Origin of the sequence: Buttiauxella noackiae ATCC 51607, assembly GCF_001654865.1 — a bacterium.
GTDB lineage: Bacteria > Pseudomonadota > Gammaproteobacteria > Enterobacterales > Enterobacteriaceae > Buttiauxella > Buttiauxella noackiae.
On sequence record NZ_LXEO01000015.1, the window covers coordinates 105531 to 127275 of the forward strand.

A 21745-nucleotide genomic window follows, 5' to 3' on the forward strand; every position below is an offset into this window, starting at 1 on the left:
GTTATCACCCTTCGTTGCGGGTAAATTACCCCTGCAACCTTAGCGGTGTTTTCTGACAATAGGAGTTCACTCGACCCGGCGTCAACGGCGGTAATCGAATTTATGTGCGATTATCGACGCGTTTCGGTTATTCACCGTTAATTTGTGATCCCAGTGGAATATTCTTCATATTGATTGATTCACGATTGTCGCTACGCAGTAGTTAGCGCATTCTGGAGAACATTCTGACGCGACCGTGGGACATTTAAATGGCAGGCAGCAATCCTGATAACATTGAAGTTATGGCGAGCGAAAACGAAGAAATTCAATCTGTTGCAAAACGCGATCCTAATTTTATGCTCTCTCTGGCTCGTGGCCTGGAAGTGCTTAATGCTTTTACCCCTCAGCGCCAGCGTTTGACTATTTCTCAACTGAGCCAGAAAACGCATATTTCACGGGCGGCTGTTCGCCGTTGCCTGTATACCCTTGCGACACTGGGTATGGTGCATAGCCCTGATGGGCGCAGTTATGAATTGCTGCCACGAGTACTGACCGTCGGCCATGCTTATCTGGCGGGTACGCCGTTGGCGAAAGCTGCGCAAATATCGCTCGATAACCTGAGTAAAAGCCTGAGCCAATCATGCTCAGTCGCCACTCTGGATGGGGATGATGTACTGTATATCGCACGCACCGCAGTCAATAACCTGGTGAGCATCGATATAGGCCGGGGCAGCCGCCTGCCAGCCTGGGCCACATCCATGGGCCGCGTGTTATTAAGCGCATTGCCGGAGGCTGAACTTGAAGCATGGCTGGAACGGGTAAAACTTATCCGCTACACCCAATACTCCATCACGACAGTTACACAATTGCGCGAAGAGATTGCGCTAGTGCGCCGCCAGGGGTATGCCATTAACGATCAGCAACTTGAAATTGGCCTGCGGTCTGTGGCAGTGCCCATGCTGGCTCGCGGTGGGAAAGTCGTTGCGGCGATGAATGTAGGTGTCCCTGCCGCAGAACTTACCGTGGCCGATCTTCGTGCGCAGATATTACCGCCGTTGCGTCGTGCTGCCGCAGAGTTATCGATGTCACTTTAGGTTGGCAATCCGGTAAACAATATGTCGCCGTAAGGGGTGCCCTTCATCCAGGAGAGGATGATCAAACTCCTCACCGCGCTGCATACCGATTTTTTCCATCACGCGCTGTGAAGGGATATTATCCAGCGCGGTAAAGGCCACAATTTCTTTCATTGCAAACTGCTCAAAACCAATTTCCAATGCTTTATGCGCTGCTTCTGGCGCATAACCTTTGCCCCAGAACGCGTTATCAAGCCGCCAGCCAATTTCAATAACTGGTGAAAAAGGCAATTCATAGCCAGGAATATTTAGCCCAACAAAACCGATAAATGCTCCGCTGCTTTTCTCCTCCACGGCCCAAAAACCCCAGCCGTTTTCCGCTATTCGTTGTTCGATAGTCTTGACCATTTCGTCACTTTCTTCACGCGTACGTATCTTCGGAAAGTAGCGCATCACTTCAGGATTCGCGTTTAACGCAGCAAACGGTTCGAGGTCGCTCTGTTTCCATTGTCGTAGGATCAGGCGTTCGGTGTGATATTCCATGGCTACTCCTTCATTTGATTTTTGATGAGATTCGCTAATGTCTCCACCGCGTGCTGCTCTCGCTCGCCTAAAGCCCATGAGGCATTCAGACGAAAATAGTTATGCCAGGCGCCTCCGGTGGTAAACATTTTACCCGGAGCGATACTGATTTTATGAGCAATAGCCTGTTCACTTAGCACGCTGGCATCCATATATTCCGGCAGTTCAACCCAGACGAAATAGCCGCTTTCACTGTGATGGATTTTTACTTCTGCGGGGAAAAGTTGATGTAGCGCTTGCAAGGTTTGCTGTTTGCGCTCAGCAAGAATGCGCCGCAGCTTACGTAAGTGAGTGTCGTAACGTTTGGTCGCCAGATAATCCACCAGCGCCAGCTGCATTGGCGAACTGGCGGAAAGTGTGCTCATTAACTGAAGCTGCTGAATACGACGTGCATGTTTCCCTGCCGCCACCCAGCCAATACGAAACCCAGCTACCAGGCATTTCGAAAATGACGAGCAATGCAGCGTAATACCCTGCGCATCATATGCCCGTGCTGGTAGCGGACGTTCGCGGCCGTAATACAACTCGCTATACACGTCATCTTCGATGAGCGTCACATTATGTTGTTGTAGCAATTCAACAAGTTGCTGCTTCTTTTGTTGTGACAACGTCACACCAAGTGGATTCTGAGCGTTGGTCATTAACCAACAGGCTTTGACTGGATAATCGTTAAGCGCCTGTTTCAGTGCCACCAGATCGATGCCATTTTGTGGATCGGTCGCCACTGACAGCGCCTTTAATCGCAAGCGTTCCAGAGCCTGTAACGCACCGTAAAAACAGGGGTTTTCCACAATCACCCAATCGCCCGGCTCAGTCACCGCTTGCAGGCTGAGATTTAACGCTTCCAGCGCACCGGCGGTTATGACAATTTCATCCGGCGAAACTTGCATTCCATGTTGGGCGTAACGTCGAGCAATGGCATGGCGTAGCGCTTCGTTACCCGGCGGCAGGTTTTCAATCACGCTCATTGCTGTTGCCGTTTTACTGACGGTGGCAAGTGAGCGGTTGAGTTGCTGAAGCGGGAATAAACGCGGGTCGGGGAAAGCGGATCCGAATGGCACCACAGTTGAGTCAGCACTGGCCTGCAACACATCAAAAATATAGGTATTAATATCTACCGCTTCATCACGCGTCACTTTTACAGGAGCTATCGCACTGCGCGTTGCCGGGCGAGAAGCCACGTAATAGCCAGATTGAGGCCGGGCGACAATCACCCCCTGACTTTCGAGCATCTGATAGGCATGGCTGACAGTCATAAAACTCATGCCGCTTAGCGCGACTTGTTCGCGCAACGACGGCAACTTATCCCCTGCCAGCCAGGCACCGAGGGCAATTTGATCGATAATCTGCTGTGCAAGTTGCTGGTATTTTTTCATTTTGTGGCCGTACCGTTTCTATATCAGTTAACTAAAAATACGCCAATTTAATCAACTGTTATAGACAAATAAGGCTTTTCCTTCGCACCAGCCATGTCACTACAGACTATCTATGGAAATCAGTGATTGCCAAATTGTTGGCGCTAAGCACAAAACCAAACCGTACCATTCACAATGCTACGGCGCGCAAAAACTTAAAATAAACTTAACAATGAAAGAGTATTCAATTGTGGATTTTCTGTTTCTGAATTACACATAAATGGTGTGTACATAAAAAAGATATTTACTGCTGTGTTTGAATTCATCCCGGTAATTGCGGAGTCGCATGGCCGGGATTTTTTTATTGTTAACGCTCACATCCATGAGGGCTGGGATGTCAGCCAATTTGGCAGCAGCAAGTAGCAGGGTTAAAGACTCAGCCGAATATCGAAGAACCTTAAGCATCGATAATGTCTGCATTTAATTAAGCCATCGACTGCCTTGATACTTCATTTGTACCAGGCTGAACGAAACAAAAACCGGATGTTCATTGATGTATAAATCTTGTGCCGTTTTGGGGAAGAGTCCGGAGAGGGTCTAAACTGTTATAGGTTTATGTCAGCAGTCTGTTTCTACAAGCCAGATGTGGCGCGGCTTACAATCGTATCGAAATAATTATTATGCGGAGTCCTGCATGTTTGGTTTAGATGCGTTTCATCTGGCGAGGATTCAGTTTGCTTTTACTGTTTCTTTCCACATTATTTTCCCTGCCATCACCATCGGGCTTGCCAGCTATCTGGCTGTGCTTGAAGGGCTATGGCTGAAATCTAAAAATCCGACTTATCGTTCGCTATACGATTTCTGGTCAAAGATCTTCGCTGTTAACTTCGGCATGGGCGTGGTGTCCGGGCTGGTGATGGCCTATCAGTTCGGCACTAACTGGAGCGGCTTTTCGCAATTCGCGGGTAGCATAACCGGACCGCTTTTGACCTATGAAGTACTGACGGCATTTTTCCTCGAAGCTGGATTCCTGGGCGTGATGCTGTTTGGCTGGAAGCGTGTCGGGCCTGGGCTGCATTTCTTTGCCACTTGTATGGTGGCACTCGGCACACTTATCTCAACATTCTGGATTCTGGCCTCTAATAGCTGGATGCAAACGCCACAAGGGTTTGAAATCCACAACGGCCAGGTTGTGCCGGTAGACTGGTTCGCGGTGGTGTTTAACCCCTCCTTCCCTTACCGCCTGTTGCATATGTCGGTGGCAGCATTCCTGAGTAGTGCCTTCTTTGTGGGAGCATCGGCAGCCTGGCATTTACTCCGTGGCAACAAAAGCCCAGCCATTAAAACCATGTTTTCAATGGCGCTTTGGATGGCGTTAATTGTTGCTCCACTACAAGCCATGATTGGCGATATGCACGGACTCAATACCCTGAAACACCAGCCTGCCAAAATTGCAGCCATCGAAGGCCATTGGGAAAATGTGCCAGGTGAGCCCACGCCGTTACTGCTGTTTGGCTGGCCTGATATGGAGCAAGAACGCACGCGCTTTGGCCTTGAAATCCCGGCACTTGGCAGTCTCATTCTCACCCATAGCCTGGATAAACAAGTTCCGGCGCTAAAAGAGTTCCCAAAAGAAGACCGACCGAACTCAACGATAGTGTTCTGGTCGTTCCGTATTATGGCGGGCCTGGGCATGTTGATGATTCTGGCGGGCGTGATGAGTTTGTGGCTGCGCTATCGCCATCGTTTATACGAGAACCGCACCTTCCTGCGCTTTATGTTATGGATGGGTCCATCCGGGCTTATCGCAATTCTGGCCGGTTGGGTGACGACAGAAGTGGGACGCCAACCGTGGGTTGTGTACGGCCTGTTGCGCACTAAAGATGCTGTTTCAGCACATGGCAACTTGCAGATGAGCATAAGCCTGCTGACTTTCTTTGTGGTGTATATGTCGGTATTTGGCGTGGGATATAGCTATATGATTCGTCAGATTAAGAAAGGGCCGCAACCGTTTAACGACGACACACCTCCTTCGCACGGCACACCTTCTCGCCCGCTCTCTGCGGCAACAGAATCACTAGAGGAGCTACGCTAATGGGCGTCGATCTGTCAGTTATTTGGTTCGTGATTATTGTCTTCGCAACATTGATGTACATCGTGATGGATGGCTTTGATCTCGGCATTGGCATTCTGTTCCCGTTTGTTCGTGACGCAGAGGATCGCGATGTGATGGTGAACAGTGTGGCTCCCGTTTGGGACGGTAACGAAACCTGGTTGGTTCTCGGGGGCGCGGCGTTATTTGGCGCATTCCCTCTTGCATACGCCGTTATTATTGATGCTCTCACCATTCCGTTAACGCTAATGCTCATTGGTTTGATATTTCGTGGAGTGGCATTTGAGTTCCGCTTTAAAGCAACGCCTGCACATCGGCCTTTCTGGGATAAAGCATTTATTGGCGGCTCGATAGTGGCGACGTTTTGCCAGGGGGTTGTGGTAGGAGCGGTGATTTCCGGCTTCCCGGTCACCGGGCGTACTTTCGGCGGTTCGCAACTGGACTGGATTACTCCGTTTAATCTGTTCTGTGGCGTTGGTCTGGTAGTGGCATATGCACTGCTGGGTGCCAGTTGGCTGGTAATGAAAAGTGAAGATCCTTTGCTGAAAACCATGCGTAAAGCCGTGAAGCCATTACTGGCGATGATGTTGGCCATTATCGCGGTAATCAGTGTCTGGACACCCCTTGCACATCCACAAATTTCTGACCGCTGGTTTAGCCTGCCGAATCTGTACTTCCTGTTGCCAGTACCACTTCTGGTGGTGTTGTGCAGCATCTGGTTATGGAAAGCGGTTGGTTCCGGGAAAAGCTGGCACAGCACACCGTTTTTGCTGACGTTGGGGCTGATTTTCTTAGGTTTTAGCGGCCTGGGTATTAGTATCTGGCCCTATCTCATCCCGCCATCAATTACGCTTTGGCAGGCTGCGGCTCCGCCGCAAAGTCAGGGCTTTATGCTGGTCGGCGCGCTGTTTATTATCCCCATTATTTTGGTTTACACCTTCTGGAGCTATTACGTTTTTCGCGGAAAAGTACAACATGGTGAGGGGTATCACTGATGAAACAGACCGGAGTCCGTTTGTTGTGGATGGTCGCGTTATGGGGCGCGAGTGTTTTAGCTTTAACCGCTGTGGGGATGGGATTCCGGCTGCTGATGACAGCGGCCGGGTTTAAGTCCTGATCAAATGGCTAACACACCACTTGCCGCACTCATATAGCGCAATGAAAAGTAGACTCTGTCCTGCCCCGGCGGGACAGGTGTCGCAAGCCATTTTTGCTGATATGCCGCAGGTGCAGGTGTTGCTTTAAACGTTTTGGCCTGTTTATCCTGACGGAACAGTTCGATTACGTTGCCCGCAGACGGGACTTTCAGATACAACGCCCGTTCAGCATCAGTCAACATTTGCGTTCCCGCGCCATCCTGCACCCAAACTTTTACGCCACTATGGCTAATGGTTGTCACCCATTTACGATAAGAGTCGGGCGTCATATTTCCGGCAAAGAAACTACTTACCGCAACGGGCTTATCAGCAACCCCCGCCAATGACAGACGGGTTTTACTCAGCCAGCTCAGCGCTGCCTGCTGCATTTTTGGGTCGCGCCAGCGCAGGTCATCGAGTTCGCTACTGATATACCAACCCGCAATCGACTTCTCTCCCAGTACATCTACCCAACGTTTTGCGACCGCAACATCATTCGCTCGCAGGCGGTTGAGATAATTTTCAAGCGCCGGAAGCGGCTGTTTTTGTCGCTCAAAAAATCGACCATCGGCAGCAAGGCCGATGACCAGTTTCATATCGTTGGCAGCGGTGAGTTGTGCTTTCTGTTCAAGCCAGGCGCGAGATTTCCCATCGCGAAACGCATCATCGTAGCGGCTCCACTGCAATACCAGCGTATCAATTCCCTGCCCTTTGAGTTTACTCAACACACTCTGCCACTGGGCATCAGTCACTGTAATATCGCGCAATTGCGGCTGATACATCACCGCATTCATGGCATTGGCAAAAGGGGCAACCAGCAGTAACGCGGTTAATAAGATTTTCATTACCAGCGTGCTCCCAGAGTCAGGAAAAGATTATTTTTGGAGTCGGTATCGCGGTTGTGCCCGGAGAATGCACGCTGATACTCTAGCCCAACACTGACTTTGTGTGGGAAGGCACTGTAGTGCGTCTCTCCAAACCAGGTATTCAGCCTCACACCAACCCCACCCAGGGTATTGTCGCGATACGGAGTGTCTGTACTGGCGTTGTACTGGGCATGCCAGTAAGGCTCAATAGTTTGTTTACTATTGATTTTTTGATGCCAACTCATGCGGTAATCGGCGGTATAAAGCTGATAATCCGCTTTCACAAAATGCGCCGCATCAAGATAGAGATTTTGTGCCATCCATCCATTTCCTGTCGGATGCCAATCATCACTATATTTACCGCCATTAAAGAACGAGGCACTGGCACGCAGCATAACGTCAGCCTGGCCGTGATGATGATCCAGCGGAATTTGTTGTTCAGCCGCCAGATAAATAACCTGCTCACGAAGCGGTTTCCAGCGCACACCAACTCCCAACATTGGCTCATAAACCGGCATAAAGCTCTGCTGGCCGTTACTGTCACTACCAGCAAACACACGGCTGTAAACAGAAAGCTGATCGCCGTCGATAAGCTGGTTTTTACCAATGCGGTACTCGGCCTCAAATTGCTGATAGCTACGGTAACTTTTCCCCTGCTGAACCCCGTTATTACTGCCTCCACTATTCAATGAATTTGACGTTAAACCGAATGAACCATCGTAGGTGAAAGTCCAGCGACGTTGGCTATCCTCATGAATTCGGCGGAACTCAAAACGGTCTTCTTGCTGTTTGTCACTCAACTGTTGTTGCGGCGTGATGCTGTTATCAATGTCATCCACAACTTGCTCGCTGTACTGCTTAGTTTTCGGCTTATCGTCCAGCCGTTCATTGAGATAAACCAGTTGGCGCAAGATCTCGGGGGAATCCGTGTGGGTTTCAAGGGCTTTTTCCAGTGCATCACGGGCTTCGTAATGCTTACCTTGCGTTAATAGCGCGAAACCACGCACGGCATCATCCATCATGGGAGTCGATTCCAGTTTCAGATCCGACATTCCCCGTTGTGAGGCAATATTCTGCCAATGAGCAAAGGCCTTCTCATCTCCGGCAAGTTTTGCGCTGCGCGCCGCAGCCTGTACATCGATATCCACCATTTCTGTGGCAGGAATCTGTGCCCAACTCGTATTGGCTAGTGCGTAATCTTCTGCGGCATAAGCCAGATAAGCCACCTGACGTTGATAAAACGGCGAAGGGTCGCGCGCTACCGCTTGTTCAGCTGCATACAGAGCCAAACCAGGCTGCCCCGGATAGCATTGCGCCAGATGCGACCAGGTTTCAGCGTCATACTGCGCAGATAAATCACCTACCAGGTTGCGCACAATGTGGCAGTTTTCCTGTCCCTGGAACAGTCGTGCCTGCGCCATACGTTGTGTGGCAGTTGGCAAAGGTTTGGCCAGTCGCGCTTTATTCTCGGCAGTCAACCAATCCGGGTGTGCTGCAAGCTGGCTATATAAGCGTGCACTCAGTGAATGCTGTAACTTACCGGCCTGATTAAATGGCCAGTAACGCAATAGCAGTTTGGTAGCCACCTTCCCCTGGCCCATCGAAACCAGTTGATAGCTTGCAGTTTCCAGTTCTTGCGCGGATAAACCGCGAGTTTGCGAGATTTTATTAATGATCTGCATGCTGGACTGTGTGTCTTTCTGCGCCAGACTTAACGCTAAACGCTGATCGAGAGCCTGCATTTGCGGGAAGGTACTGAGCAGTTCGCGCGCCCCTGTCCAGTCACCTTTTTGGATGCGGATGGGCACTAAAGTCGATAACACATACTTTTTGTTTTCTGGATATTTAACGCTCCATCCCGCAACGGTGTGCCCTGGTTGCTGGCTATAGGTTGCCAATAATCGCATCCAATTACGTTCTTCTATGGCTGAAGCAAATACGGGTTTACGGCTTGCGAGATAACGGCGCAATTGAGTCAGTGCATTACGATCAGCCAATGACTGCGCATAAGCCAGTTGCATTCCGGCACTGTTCATCACGCCCTGGCTTTGCAAATCCAGGATTCGCTGATCGCGGTGCATATGCAACAAAATGGCAAACCATTGCTGATACTGCGCCTCACTCAACGTCGCCTCGCTATCTAACAGGGCGAAACCCTGATCGGCTGCCGCCCACTGGTGCAAGAAAATTGCACGTTGCGTGTAGTTGTCCGTCAGTTGTTGCCCCTCTTTTGAGTGACGGAACTGCGGGTCAGATAACTGCGCTCGGGCTATATCCAGGTTATTGAGTTTGAGAGCATAGTTGCCCACTTCGCTACGACACTGAATGCCCGGCGCGGCATCACAGTTTTTCTGGAAAGCTAACAATTGCTCATGTGTTTTGACTTCTGGAGCAGGCACAGGAATCGCCACCAGAGCGCGCTGTAAATCAGGGTTTTGTGGCCTTTTCGCAAGCTCAGTTTCCAGTAATTCCCGTGCTTTCTTATCGTAGCCAAAGTGTCGATAAGCCTCAGCCAGCCATAACGACAGGCGAACACTTTCGGGTGCCATTGCATGTGCATGCTCAAAACTGCGCAACGCGCGAGTTTCATCATTAGCTTTCAGGGCTTTATGTGCCCGTTCAATATGCGGGTAAACCTTGAAATAAAGGTAATCACTGATTTCAGGATCTTGTTTAGACCCTTCCTGCGCAGCCAAAGCGGGTACGGCAAGTAAAACACCACAAACCAGAGTCGCCAGCGGAGTTAGTCGTATTTTCATACTCTCTCTCCGGCGAGCTGTATCTGTTGCAATCCGCTGATACCTGCTTTTTTCAGCAGACCTTTCAACGAAGGTTGCAATCTCTTTTGCTGTGCCAGCGCGTGATCAACAACATGTTGGCTCACTACACCTTCTTGCACCAGAAACTCGCCGAACATCAAATCGCTGCGTTCATAACGTAATAGCACAGCACGCAGAACAGCTTCATTAAGGTGAGACTCATTGCTCAACACTTCAGCAAACAGAAGTTGTCCGGAGACATATTTGTCCCAAATCTCATCAGCCTGCGCTTTTGTGAGAAGGTTTTCTTTTACAGCACTGTCGAGCAATTGCTTTTCTTTTGTCGATTGTTCTTCGCCATACCAGTGACGCAGGCCAATCACCACCTGGCCTCGCGGCACAATAACGTAGCTGACATTGCGTTCGAGTTTGCGGCCCAGCGCTGATAAAGAAACGGGATCAATTGAGTTTTCACAAGCCAGAATCAGGGTGTCACCTTCCATGCGCAATGGCAGAACCGCATGGTGCAGCACTACTTTTGCAGGAACGCTCTTAATCAGTGATTCATCGAGCGCGAGAGGATCAATCGACTCCATTGGCACTTCAGCCTGTTTTGCCAGGGCAACTGCAAGCTGATATGCAGTGATATAGCCCAGTTGTACGAGGCTTCCGCCCAGTTTTAGTCCTGGAATGCGCTTTTGCAGCGCTTCTTCAAGTTCAGCCTGGGTAATCACACCAGAATCCACGAGGATATAACCTAATGGTTGAGCTGAGCGCTGAGCACTAACGCTCGGGAAATCGTGAGTCGTTTTATCCCATGCCACGCGGCGAGGGTCGCCATGTTGGATAACCTGCTTAATCGCCCGCCAGTTCGCCATAAAGTTAATGAGGTTGCCCCAGAACAGCCGTGGAATAACCAACAAACCTTGCGCCAGCCCGTAATAACCTGTCACGAAAATCATGCGTTGAATGATGCGGTTAGACATCAGCAGAAAGTTAATCCACAGCAACATCGTCAACCATGAACCGCCGACAAATATTGATAAGAACTGCCATGCTCCATCGACGTTGCGCTGATAAATGATGATGGCAACCAGTTGCAACATGACTAGCATCGCCGCAAAACTCAGGAAGTTTGCGATCGCCCCTTTACGGTCACGCCACAGGAAATAGTTGAGAACCGGGCTCGAACTCCAGCGGTGAGTTTTAAAACCCTGGAATACGATGCCGATTATCCAACGTGATTTTTGCCGCACGGCTGTGGCAAAGGTGTCAGGGAAATATTCGCGCACACAGATAACATTGGCAGTTCGAGCGCGTTGGCCAAAGGGTTTGGCTGATTTATCTTTTGCGTCAACAACCGGGAAGCGACAGAAAATCTCTTCCATTCCTTTTTGACGCAGACGGAAACCAATATCGTAATCTTCCGTCAGGCTCTGCACATCAAACGCAATGCCGTCACCATCGGCTAATAACGCCAGAACCGCACGGCGGCTAAAACATGTACCCACACCTGCGCTGGGAACCTGCCCGGCTAATGCCTCGCGTACCGGTACATCTTTACCATGCAGCTCTGAAAACTCATCCAGATAGCTAAGGCTTGTGAAGTGCGTCCATTTGCGTTCAAAGGGATACACAGGGATCTGAATTAAGTCTTTTCTATCAACCAGATAATTGAAAAGGCGCAATTCGAGGGGAGAAATAACATCTTCTGCATCGTGAAGAATAAAACCGGAGAAGTTAAAACGCGCGCTGTTTTCAAACTGTAAAATCGCATCCAGAATGTTGTTCAGGCAGTCTGCTTTGCTGGTGGGGCCTGGCCGTGCGCATACCACTTTATGAACGTTTGGAAAACGTGCGCAGACTTCATCTACATCACGTTGCGTATCCGGGTCATTAGGGTAAGTACCTACAAATATATGGTAGTTTTCGTAGTCCAGTGAACTGGCAGCCAGACGCGCCATATTCCCGATAACCCCGGTTTCATTCCATGCGGGAACCATAATAGCCAATGCTTTTTCTTGTGGCTCATACAGGGCTTTATAGTCGAGATAATCATTGTTGCGATATACCGTCACTGCGCGCCATCCCCGGCGAACCCAGTAAACAATATCAATAAATAGGTCATCAATTCCGCTAATTAACATCAATATCGCCAGCGTAATAGCGATGAATTTCAAACCGTAGAGATACGTTGAAAAGTAATCAACAAACCAGTCCATTTTTTACCTCAAAGGTCATGTGAAGCCTAGTGCTGCGATCCACAGAGGTCAGATGCATCGACAACAAGGCCTCATATGTTACCCGTATCATAAAATAATAAGATGAATCCTGGAAGGTTATAAACCTGCAATTAATGCTTTTTACAATCAATAAAATCGCATTATCAGCATAAAAACCAGTGTTTTCAACTAGTATCCAAATGAAACACAGAGCATTAGAAAGGCATGGAAAATGAGAGTTTCTACGATGGTGAGGGAGCATTTCTTGCCAGCAATGGCTTTGATCTTTACATTGACGGCCTGAATAGTGAGGGAGAAACGAACATGACTTATATCTGGCTGATTGTGGCAATTATTGCAGAAGTGATTGCGACCACATCCCTGAAACTCTCGGAGGGATTTAGCCGTTTATGGCCAAGCGTGGTCACTATTGTGTTCTACGGCGTGGCGTTTTATTGCTTGTCGGTAACCATGCGCACCATCCCTACCGGTATAATTTATGCCATTTGGTCTGGTGCTGGAATCGTGTTAATCGGTGCTGTGGGCTGGATTTTTTTGGGTCAGAAACTTGATTGGCCGGCGATCGCGGGTATGGCGTTGATCATTATTGGCGTGTTAGTCATTAACTTATTTTCAAAGTCGGTTGCGCATTAATCCCTCTTTTTATCGCCATGTTTGCGGGCTTTTCTATAGCGAAAGCTTGGCAGCATGGCATATCAATTATTAACCAATCATCAACCAAAACTTAACTGTTGAACCTTTTACACTGCTGACAATTCTTTTGCTTTTTTTCTAAAAGTTGAATAGTAACCAGGCGGAATTATCTATACAGTGTGCCCGTCACGTTAATGAGGTTGATGGTAATGGTTAAACAATTGAGATCAAAATTAGGGATGATTTTGTTGCTTATAGGCACGGTGCTGTTCTCTGGTCAGACTACAGCACAAACACATGGTCATTTTTATTTGGTCGTCAAAAGTGCTGACATGTTGCTACGCCATCAGGCTGATAGTGACGAAATTCGTCAGGCTGCCGAGGATTCCGCCGCCGATTTTCGTGAACAGCATTTTCACGTAAAAGAGCGCCGTCCGGGGATTCATCAACTCTAAGGCCGTATAACTCAGTTCGATTTAAACGAATATCTCTTCTGGTAAATCGAACTGAGCTCTTCAATCGTTATTACAAATTGCCTACTCCACCATCTATTAATAATTCGCTGCCGACCATAAAAGCAGATTCATCAGATGCGAGAAAGACGGCGGCTTTTGCCAATTCAAGAGCCGTGCCCAAACGACCGATTGGCACGAGCGCACGAATCTCTTCGTGTAGTGCTTCTTGCGACGCACCATTGCCAAGTTTACCCAAAGCCGGCGTTTCTGTTGGGCCAGGACTTAATCCATTCACCCGAATACCTCGCGAGTGCAACTCGCCAGAAAGTGTTCGTGCCAGTGAAAGAATTGCGGCTTTGCTGGCAGCGTAAACATTGCTTTGTGGCAAACCAATATGCGCACTCACAGAACCACAAACAATTAGCGAGGCTGGGTTAGCCAGCAGTGGCAATAGCGCCTGAATCAAAAAGAACGGCCCTTTAAGATTGGTATTCATCAGTCGGTCATAACTGCTTTCGTCCCAGTCTTGTAGTGGATGATGCGTTACATCACCGGCATTCACATACAACACGTCCAGGCGCGGCCAGCGTTGCGCAATCTGTTTAGCCACATCACGTTGTTGACCGATATCACCCGCTTCGCTGCGAATAATATGTACTTTTCCCAGTTGTTCTTTGGCAGCCAATAATCCTGATTCGCTACGCCCGGTGATCGCAACTGTTGCCCCCTCGGCAATAAACTGCCGCGCGGTTTCAAACCCAATACCGCTGGTTCCACCGGTGATTAATGCGTATTTACCTTGAAGTCTGCCCATTGCTGTTACTCCATGATTGACTAGTCAGCGCATTATTTACGCTATAGTATCTTTTGGATAGTAGGCACCATTTGGATACTAAGGCACTTGATGGGATGCATTGACTATTCACAGGAGGAGGCATGATAAATAATTTTTCGACCTTGCCAACAGCGGATCAAAACTGTCCGATGGTCAGTTTTGTGAATTTGATTTCTGGAAAATGGGCGATCCCAATTCTTTACCGCTTGATAATCATTGATGAACCGGTGCGCTTTAGCGATCTACAGCGTGCGGTTTACCCGATTACTCAAAAAGAGTTGACGCGCCAGCTACGGCAATTTGAAACAAGACGGCTGGTGACCCGGCAGGTCTTCGCGGAAGTGCCACCGAGAGTGGAGTATCAGATAACGGAATTAGGGAAGTCGCTACGGCCTACGCTTGATTCGTTAGCGGACTGGATGCGGGAAAATAGTGAGCAGTTGAGAGAGTAGAACCCTCACTGATGTGCTAATAAATGCAACCAGTGAGGGGCCTTTATCGGTTACTTATCGCCGAAATGGATAACGGTACGAATCGACTTGCCTTCGTGCATTAAATCGAATGCTTCGTTGATTTGCTCAAGCGGCATGCGGTGCGTGATAAACGGGTCAAGGTTGATTTTGCCAACCATTGCGTCTTCCACCATACTTGGCAGTTGTGTGCGCCCTTTCACTCCGCCAAATGCAGAACCACGCCATACGCGGCCTGTTACCAACTGGAACGGACGGGTTTTGATCTCTTGACCTGCGCCCGCAACGCCGATGATAACGCTTTCGCCCCAGCCTTTGTGGCAGCATTCCAGCGCGGAACGCATAACATTGACGTTGCCGATACATTCAAAGCTGAAATCCACGCCGCCGTCGGTCAGTTCGACAATCACATCCTGAATCGGCTTTTCGTAATCTTTCGGGTTGATGCAATCGGTCGCACCCATTTCGGTCGCCAGTTTGAATTTCTCTGGATTGGTGTCAATGGCCAGAATACGCCCGGCTTTCGCCTGTACCGCCCCCTGAATCACCGCCAGACCAATCCCACCCAGGCCAAAGACAGCAACAGTATCGCCCTCTTTCACTTTCGCCGTATTATGCACCGCGCCGATGCCTGTGGTGACTCCGCAACCTAACAAGCACACTTTATCCAGTGGCGCCTGCGGGTTAACTTTTGCTAAAGAAATCTCCGCCACCACGGTGTACTCACTGAAAGTACTGGTGCCCATGTAGTGGTAAATCGGTTCGCCATTATAAGAAAAACGCGTGGTGCCATCTGGCATCAAACCTTTACCCTGGGTGGCGCGAACGGCCTGACACAGGTTAGTTTTGCCTGATTTACAGAACTTACACTCGCGGCATTCTGCGGTGTATAAAGGAATAACATGATCGCCTGGTTTCAGGCTAGTAACACCCTCACCCACTTCCACAACGATACCGCCGCCCTCGTGGCCTAACACTGCCGGGAACACACCTTCAGGATCATCACCAGATAAGGTGAAAGCATCGGTATGGCAAACGCCAGTATGGGTAATCTTTACCAGCACTTCGCCTTTTTGTGGCGGCGCTACATCAATTTCTACGATCTCAAGCGGTTTGCCTGGGCCAAATGCAACAGCTGCACGTGATTTCATATTCTTCTTCCGTCGTCAGGTGGGAGTGATTTTATTTTAGATAAGAGCGAATTAAATTACCGACTTCTGCCATACGCACAGCACGCTGGTCCTCAGAGGTGTCCCCCGCGACCAGCTCGTCTTTTAGATGGATCTCCATCATTTCGCCCATCAGGCCGTTCGCCGCTCCGCGAACCGCTGCGATTTGTTGCAAGATGGCGATGCAAGGATCACCATTTTCCAGGGCGCGTTCTATTGCTTCAGTCTGGCCACGTATGCGTCGCACGCGAGTCAGAATGCGTTTTTTGTCTTCAGGTGAATGTGGCATTTTGACCTCTTGATACTATAGGGGGGTATGGTACACCATTTCACACTTAATTGATAAATTTGATTTTATTATATTATTCAATAAGATAATAATTTCACCCAAAAGACACGTGGGGATATATACAGTTATTTAGTTACCCCTAAAACTGCACCAAAACCAGATTCAGGTATAAAAAAACCGCCCGTAGGCGGTTTCATCTCACTCATCATCTTATCGGATCCCGGGGTAAGCCAGGATCAAGCGGTTCAATGGGATCGGGAACATCAGGAACCGTATCTCCGGGCAGCGGTTCATCGACAGGAACTGGATCGACTAAGATTGGATGGTTAGACATAAGAACCTCCAACGTAAGGGCAGTTAAAAACTACAAATGGAACAAAGCTTATTTTTGATTTTGCTTTGGCTTTTTCTCGTCGTTCTTAGGTGCTTTATCTGGATTTTTAGGCTGCTCTTTGGAAACGTTCGTATTTAAGTTTTTCATAACTCAGTCCTCAGTGGTTGCAGCATTTTACTGCAAACAAAGTATAGTTTCAGGTTCATAAAATCGCTAGCGAAGCGGTTTGCGATATATCTATCTATACTTTTTGTGGGGATAAAATCCTAACCCTGGCATCATCCGCTTTATTGCTGGGGAATAATTTACGAGCAAAAAGCAGCCGTTGGTGTTGTGGATGTCCGGTGCCATAACACCAACAGGATTTGTGTTCTGCTACTTTTTGCGAAAAAGTTTAATAGCGACTGCCGTCAGAATCCCTATCAGAGGCATGGCTATAGCGCCCGCTAAAAAGTTATGCTGGTCTATTCGCTTTTCGCGGCGGATATCAGCAAAGCGGGCCAGCGCGTGGTTTTCATCAATGGCACTGACTTCTTCGAATTGTTTTTCGTAACCCTGTTCAGTCAATCGAGCGGCTGCGTCCGTGTCAGGCCTTTCTAATACAACGGTTTGTTTATCTTTTTTAAAAAAACAGTAATCCGGCATTTGGTGCTCCACATTTAGGAATTCGCGCTTAAACAACATACATACCTGTATTAATTCCGTACATATCTGCCTGTGGTTTCGCATCCAACTGCACACTTATTTGCATTTTAGTTGATCGAACCCAGCAAAATCATTGGTAAGACTGGGATGGTTAACTGCAAGATTCACCTCTTTTCACCCTGATTCATTTGAACCATCTGTTGGCAACACATCTTTTAGCGTTGTTCACTTTTAAACTCTTGAAAAATGAAGGTCAGAAATAACAATTTATGTTGCTAACTGGTCAACATGGAAATCTTACGGGCGATTTTCAATTGCAAACAATAACTCGTCGTTAAGATGCGGCACAAACAAATAAGTGTTAAAATGCTGCACTATTTTAAAAAACCCAAAAAACGAGCTTCGATACATTGATGAAACTAAGTATTATCATCCCATGCTACAACTCTGCTGAGTTTATTGAAGAGTGTCTTGAATCAGTCCTCCCTAATATCCAAAGTGATATGGAGGTCATTGTTGTCAATGATGGGTCAACGGATAATAGCAACGATATAATAATAAAAATCGCGCACCGTTATCCTGATAAAAATCTGATAATTATTAACCAGGACAATGCAGGGTTATCTGCTGCCAGAAACAAAGGGTTAAGCATTGCTTCCGGAGAGTATATTTCACTTCTGGATTCTGATGATCTTTTTGATCAAAAATTTTGGTCTGAAGTCCCTCATCTTCTTAATGATTCATCGATTGATATCATCGAGTTTAATGCTGAACAGTTTGAAAACGAGCTGTCCAATATAGTCGAACACATTGATTGTGCGGTTTTTTCTGGCAAAAAATCTATTTATTCAATCGAACAATTGAAGCCCGCATTTCAGCGATGCAAATGGTACCCATGGGCGAGAGTTTACAAAAAATCGTTATTTCTGGATAACAATATTGAATTCCCGGATGGCAGATTGTACGAAGATATGAGTACTATCCCTGCTTTGTATTTAAAATATAAATGCATTTTTGGAATTAACAAATCACTTGTCTGGTACCGTTTTCACAAAAAAAGCATTACACAAACCTTCAGGCAAAAAGATATTTCTGATTTGGTTTATGTTGCAACCAAACTATCCTCTCTTTCAAAAGAGAATTCTGAAGCAATAAAAATAATTTTCCCTACCATACAGCGAATATTTAATTTTATAAAGTACAATTTAGTTAAAAATAAGCACGCGAAATTCTCGCTGTCAGAGCAAAGAACTCTGCAAAAGGCGTTAATGTCTTTTATAAGCGAATTTAAGCTCTCTCGTAAAATTCAAATACTTATTCTTCCTGTTTATCTGAATACTCTCGTACGGATAAGAAAAAATAATTTATACGAGTTGGCCATTCCAACCATTCTGGTTTTTCAGGGCCAACTCGGTTTAATTTAATCCTTTTTGCCGGGCATCATGCGCAGCAATGTATTGTCTTTCCAAACATAATGGTGGAACAGCGCGGCAAATGCATGAATGCCAATCACGAAGTAGCCGATGTTAGCAATAAGCTCGTGGTAGCTCTTGATGGTGAATTCCATATCCTCATCGGGTTCAATCGCATGCGGCATCGGAATACCAAATACCGACCAGTCACTGCCTTTAAAGTACACCGTTGTAAAGCCGAGAATCGGTAACACAATAAACATCAGGTAGATTATCGTGTGCACCAAATGGGACATTCCCGTAATAGCGGGATGCGGTTTCGGCGTAATTGCTGGTGCGCGATATTTAATGCGTACCAGCAAGCGGGCAATCATCAAAAAGAACACGCTGATCCCACATGTCACATGAGTCGCGTTGAAGACAGGCCGATATGATCGCGGTGCAAAACCTTTCAGTTCCATCGCGCAATATGCTCCCACTATCAATAAAAAAACCAGCCAATGAAGTGTTATCTGTAACGAGGTGTATTTGCTGCGCATTAGGGTGTCCTGCTTGGTCACTATGATTTTTCCAGGATAGCGGCTAATTCTTAGAAAATCATTAACATCTGGTGAAATTATCTAACATCCCTCCTCACAAAACCTGTTTGCGGCACCTCGGTTTATGGACTATCACTAGAGTTGATTAAGGATTGAGCAACTTCTGATGGTTAAAAGTGGGGTTCATATCATGAAAAAAATCGGTATCAATGGCTTTGGTCGCATTGGTCGTCTGGTATTACGCCGTGTTCTTGAAACCAAAAGCGAAGTTGAGATTGTCGCTATCAACGATCTTACCTCGCCAAAAGTGCTGGCCTACTTGCTTAAGCATGACTCCAGCTATCATAACTTTGACGGAACAGTGGATTACACTGACGATGCGTTAGTCGTCAACGGTAAGAAAATTGCGGTGTATGCCGAAAAAGAGGCAAAAAATATCCCGTGGGGAAAACTGGGCGTTGAGATCGTTATTGAGTGTACTGGTTTCTATACTTCGGAAGACAAAGCCAGCGCACATCTGGACGCAGGTGCGAAGAAAGTGCTGATTTCTGCTCCCGCTGGCGATATGAAAACAATCGTCTTCAACGTTAACTGCAACACTATTACGCCGGAAGATAAAATCCTCTCTGTTGCCTCCTGTACAACTAACTGTCTCGCGCCAATGGCGAAAGCGTTGCACGACAACTTTGGTATTAAAGTTGGCACCATGACCACCATCCATGCTTATACCGGTACGCAATCACTGGTGGATGGCCCGCGAGGTAAAGATCTACGTGCCTCTCGTGCTGCAGCACAAAATATCATTCCGCACACCACTGGTGCGGCGAAAGCTATTGGTCTGGTGATCCCCGAGCTGCAAGGTAAACTCAAGGGTCACGCGCAACGCGTACCGACGCTTACCGGTTCAGTAACAGAACTGGTGTCGATTCTTGAGAAAAAGGTGACGGTCGAGGAAATTAACGCAGCGCTGAAAAAAGCAACTGAGGGCAATGAATCGTTTGGCTATACCGATGAGGAGATTGTTTCCTCCGATATAGTCGGCACAAATTTTGGTTCGGTGTTTGATGCGACACAGACGGAAGTGACCGAAGTTGGCGATTTGCAATTGGTTAAAACCGTCGCCTGGTACGATAACGAATATGGTTTCGTTACGCAGTTGGTACGGGTATTGGACGCAGTTGCGAAGGAATAACAGATCCCTCTCCCTGCTGATTCGCAGGGAGAGGTTTTAAGACTTACTTCAGCAAACGCACTTTAACTGATTTGCCTTTGATCTTGCCCTGTTGCAACTGTTTCCACGCATGGCGTGCAACAGACTCGCGAACAGCAACATAAACATGCATTGGGTGCACATCGATTTTACCGATATCCGCGCCATCGAGCCCCATGTCACCCGTCAATGCACCAAGAATATCGCCCGGGCGCATTTTCGCTTTCTTGCCACCATCAATACACAACGTTGCCATTGCCGCTTCAAGTGGTTTGATGCTGCCACCGGTTGGTGCAGGCTGCCAGCTCAGGGACAAGTTCAGCATGTCGGCCAACACGCTGGCACGCTGTGCTTCTTCCGGTGCACACAGGCTAATAGCAAGGCCACTTTCTCCCGCACGCGCGGTACGGCCAATGCGGTGAACGTGAACTTCCGGGTCCCAGGACAGTTCGTAGTTGATGACCATTTCCAGCGCTTTGATATCCAGGCCGCGAGCCGCAACATCGGTTGCCACTAACACTCGGCTACTGCCGTTTGCAAAACGCACCAGCGTTTGATCGCGGTCACGCTGTTCCATGTCGCCGTGAAGCGCCAGTACGCTTTGATTGCTTTCACTCAGCGCATCACAAACAGCCTGGCAATCTTTCTTGGTATTACAGAAAACCACGCAAGAAGCTGGTTCATGCTTGCTAAGCAGTTTTTGCAGCAGGCTGATTTTGCCACTACGTGAGATTTCGTAGAACTGCTGTTCAACAGACGGCAGCTCGTCTACTGAATCAATTTCAATTGTTTCAGGTGAACGTTGAACTCGGGAGCTGATGGTTGCAATCGCGGTAGGCCAGGTCGCGGAGAACAATAACGTTTGACGATCCTGCGGTGCATGGCTGATGACTTCATCAATTGCATCTGCAAAGCCCATATCCAGCATACGGTCAGCTTCGTCCAGCACCAGGGTTTGCAGAGCGTTTAAATTAACGGTCTCTTTTTTCAGGTGATCCAACAAACGGCCTGGTGTTGCGACAATGACATGCGGCGCATGTTGCAATGAATCACGCTGGGCACCAAATGGCTGGCCGCCACATAGCGTCAACACCTTGATATTTGGCATATAGCGCGCAAGGCGACGTAATTCTTTAGCCACCTGATCGGCCAGTTCACGCGTTGGGCATAGCACCAGCGACTGCGTAATAAATTGGCTCGCATCAATATGTTGCAACAAACCCAGGCCAAAGGCCGCAGTTTTACCGCTGCCGGTTTTCGCCTGAGCACGGACATCTTTCCCAGCCAGTATCGCGGGTAATGCAGCCGCCTGAACAGGCGTCATGGTGTGGTAACCAAGTTCGGTGAGATTGGCGAGTTGTTCTGCTGGCAGAACGTTTAGGGTAGAAAAAGATGTCACAGTTATACTCTCAATTAATGGGCTGTCAGACAGCGTCTGGCGCGCATCTTAGCAGATTTGAGGGGGCAACGCGGCAGTTTCAGGCAAAATAGCGCTGGAGTTTTCAATCATAAAGCCGCCATGGATAAACGTCTGTCCCTACTGTTTGTTCGGAACATAAACAAAAACCAAACGATAGCCGAGATAATTCTTACGCATTGCTAGTCGGATTTAATAACCACATATACAATGCGAAGCTGTTTATGGTTA

At 48.0% G+C, this 21745-nt stretch carries 22 protein-coding genes; 9 read left to right on the forward strand and 13 right to left on the reverse strand.

Features of this window, described 5'->3' with window-relative positions; translation table 11 throughout:
• The first annotated feature begins 281 nt into the window (after nucleotides 1–281).
• Nucleotides 282–1073 carry an IclR family transcriptional regulator domain-containing protein gene (locus tag M979_RS06770; protein ID WP_034457063.1) on the forward strand — a complete coding sequence of 264 codons (792 nt, stop codon included), beginning with the start codon at nucleotides 282–284 and terminating at the stop codon, nucleotides 1071–1073.
• Here the strand turns inward: M979_RS06770 and M979_RS06775 are convergent.
• The 3 genes from M979_RS06775 to M979_RS06785 all read right to left on the reverse strand — a co-directional run bounded on the left by M979_RS06775 (nucleotide 1065) and on the right by M979_RS06785 (nucleotide 3469).
• Nucleotides 1065–1595: a GNAT family N-acetyltransferase gene (locus M979_RS06775; RefSeq protein ID WP_064554224.1), complete on the reverse strand. Its 531-nt coding sequence runs from the start codon at nucleotides 1593–1595 to the stop codon at nucleotides 1065–1067. The genes M979_RS06770 and M979_RS06775 overlap by 9 nt on opposite strands.
• Nucleotides 1596–1597: 2 nt before the next feature.
• Nucleotides 1598–3010: an aminotransferase-like domain-containing protein gene (locus M979_RS06780; protein ID WP_064554225.1), complete on the reverse strand. Its 1413-nt coding sequence runs from the start codon at nucleotides 3008–3010 to the stop codon at nucleotides 1598–1600.
• A 249-nt stretch (nucleotides 3011–3259) separates the two neighbouring features.
• Entirely contained in the window at nucleotides 3260–3469 is a 210-nt protein-coding gene (locus tag M979_RS06785) for a hypothetical protein (protein ID WP_064554226.1), read from the reverse strand.
• A gap of 214 nt (nucleotides 3470–3683) precedes the next feature.
• On the opposite strand from M979_RS06785, the gene M979_RS06790 reads away from it, so the two are divergent.
• The 3 genes from M979_RS06790 to M979_RS06800 are packed head-to-tail and all read left to right on the forward strand — an operon-like array spanning nucleotide 3684 to nucleotide 6219.
• Nucleotides 3684–5084 carry a cytochrome ubiquinol oxidase subunit I gene (locus M979_RS06790; protein ID WP_034455514.1) on the forward strand — a complete coding sequence of 467 codons (1401 nt, stop codon included), beginning with the start codon at nucleotides 3684–3686 and terminating at the stop codon, nucleotides 5082–5084.
• Nucleotides 5084–6097 (forward strand): cytochrome d ubiquinol oxidase subunit II, encoded by a 1014-nt coding sequence (gene cydB / locus M979_RS06795; RefSeq protein WP_064554227.1) that lies wholly within the window; start codon nucleotides 5084–5086, stop codon nucleotides 6095–6097. Before M979_RS06790 ends, cydB begins: the two co-directional genes overlap by 1 nt.
• Entirely contained in the window at nucleotides 6097–6219 is a 123-nt protein-coding gene (locus M979_RS06800; protein WP_064554228.1) for a DUF2474 domain-containing protein, read from the forward strand. Before cydB ends, M979_RS06800 begins: the two co-directional genes overlap by 1 nt.
• On the opposite strand, the gene M979_RS06805 is transcribed toward M979_RS06800, so the two are convergent.
• The 3 genes from M979_RS06805 to nfrB are packed head-to-tail and all read right to left on the reverse strand — an operon-like array spanning nucleotide 6220 to nucleotide 12085.
• A complete protein-coding gene (locus tag M979_RS06805; RefSeq protein WP_064554229.1) occupies nucleotides 6220–7083 on the reverse strand; it encodes a DUF4434 domain-containing protein in 864 nt (287 codons plus the stop codon).
• Complete coding sequence (locus tag M979_RS06810) at nucleotides 7083–9863, reverse strand: NfrA family protein (protein WP_064554230.1); 2781 nt, start codon at nucleotides 9861–9863, stop codon at nucleotides 7083–7085. Before M979_RS06810 ends, M979_RS06805 begins: the two co-directional genes overlap by 1 nt.
• Nucleotides 9860–12085 carry a cyclic di-3',5'-guanylate-activated glycosyltransferase NfrB gene (nfrB, locus tag M979_RS06815; RefSeq protein WP_064554231.1) on the reverse strand — a complete coding sequence of 742 codons (2226 nt, stop codon included), beginning with the start codon at nucleotides 12083–12085 and terminating at the stop codon, nucleotides 9860–9862. Before nfrB ends, M979_RS06810 begins: the two co-directional genes overlap by 4 nt.
• A gap of 324 nt (nucleotides 12086–12409) precedes the next feature.
• Between nfrB and M979_RS06820 the strand changes: the two genes are divergently transcribed.
• Together M979_RS06820 and M979_RS06825 are read left to right on the forward strand one after the other, a co-directional pair.
• Entirely contained in the window at nucleotides 12410–12739 is a 330-nt protein-coding gene (locus M979_RS06820; RefSeq protein WP_034457061.1) for an SMR family transporter, read from the forward strand.
• Nucleotides 12740–12948: 209 nt separating this feature from the next.
• Nucleotides 12949–13194: a DUF2554 family protein gene (locus M979_RS06825; RefSeq protein ID WP_064554269.1), complete on the forward strand. Its 246-nt coding sequence runs from the start codon at nucleotides 12949–12951 to the stop codon at nucleotides 13192–13194.
• 70 nt (nucleotides 13195–13264) lie between these two features.
• Here the strand turns inward: M979_RS06825 and M979_RS06830 are convergent, their stop codons facing one another.
• A complete protein-coding gene (locus M979_RS06830) occupies nucleotides 13265–14008 on the reverse strand; it encodes an SDR family oxidoreductase (RefSeq protein WP_064554232.1) in 744 nt (247 codons plus the stop codon).
• A gap of 122 nt (nucleotides 14009–14130) precedes the next feature.
• On the opposite strand from M979_RS06830, the gene M979_RS06835 reads away from it, so the two are divergent.
• Complete coding sequence (locus M979_RS06835; protein WP_074388630.1) at nucleotides 14131–14481, forward strand: winged helix-turn-helix transcriptional regulator; 351 nt, start codon at nucleotides 14131–14133, stop codon at nucleotides 14479–14481.
• Nucleotides 14482–14531: 50 nt separating this feature from the next.
• On the opposite strand, the gene M979_RS06840 is transcribed toward M979_RS06835, so the two are convergent.
• The 4 genes from M979_RS06840 to M979_RS06850 all read right to left on the reverse strand — a co-directional run bounded on the left by M979_RS06840 (nucleotide 14532) and on the right by M979_RS06850 (nucleotide 16936).
• Nucleotides 14532–15650 (reverse strand): S-(hydroxymethyl)glutathione dehydrogenase/class III alcohol dehydrogenase, encoded by a 1119-nt coding sequence (locus M979_RS06840; RefSeq protein ID WP_064554233.1) that lies wholly within the window; start codon nucleotides 15648–15650, stop codon nucleotides 14532–14534.
• 31 nt (nucleotides 15651–15681) lie between these two features.
• On the reverse strand, nucleotides 15682–15957 hold the full coding sequence (locus M979_RS06845) for a metal/formaldehyde-sensitive transcriptional repressor (protein WP_034455505.1): 276 nt from the start codon (nucleotides 15955–15957) through the stop codon (nucleotides 15682–15684).
• Between the two features lie 205 nt (nucleotides 15958–16162).
• A complete protein-coding gene (locus tag M979_RS23750; RefSeq protein WP_245164669.1) occupies nucleotides 16163–16291 on the reverse strand; it encodes a hypothetical protein in 129 nt (42 codons plus the stop codon).
• A 375-nt stretch (nucleotides 16292–16666) separates the two neighbouring features.
• Nucleotides 16667–16936 carry a hypothetical protein gene (locus tag M979_RS06850; protein WP_064554234.1) on the reverse strand — a complete coding sequence of 90 codons (270 nt, stop codon included), beginning with the start codon at nucleotides 16934–16936 and terminating at the stop codon, nucleotides 16667–16669.
• 413 nt (nucleotides 16937–17349) lie between these two features.
• On the opposite strand from M979_RS06850, the gene M979_RS06855 reads away from it, so the two are divergent.
• A complete protein-coding gene (locus tag M979_RS06855) occupies nucleotides 17350–18360 on the forward strand; it encodes a glycosyltransferase (protein WP_064554235.1) in 1011 nt (336 codons plus the stop codon).
• Here the strand turns inward: M979_RS06855 and cybB are convergent.
• Nucleotides 18357–18887, reverse strand: coding sequence for a cytochrome b561 (cybB, locus tag M979_RS06860; protein WP_064554236.1), 531 nt, complete (start codon nucleotides 18885–18887; stop codon nucleotides 18357–18359). The two genes, M979_RS06855 and cybB, sit on opposite strands and share 4 nt — an antisense overlap.
• Before the next feature lie 190 nt (nucleotides 18888–19077).
• On the opposite strand from cybB, the gene gap reads away from it, so the two are divergent.
• Entirely contained in the window at nucleotides 19078–20079 is a 1002-nt protein-coding gene (gene gap, locus M979_RS06865) for a type I glyceraldehyde-3-phosphate dehydrogenase (protein WP_064554270.1), read from the forward strand.
• A gap of 43 nt (nucleotides 20080–20122) precedes the next feature.
• Here gap and dbpA read toward each other — a convergent pair whose 3' ends face one another.
• On the reverse strand, nucleotides 20123–21496 hold the full coding sequence (gene dbpA / locus M979_RS06870) for an ATP-dependent RNA helicase DbpA (RefSeq protein WP_064554237.1): 1374 nt from the start codon (nucleotides 21494–21496) through the stop codon (nucleotides 20123–20125).
• Nucleotides 21497–21745 lie beyond the last annotated feature (249 nt).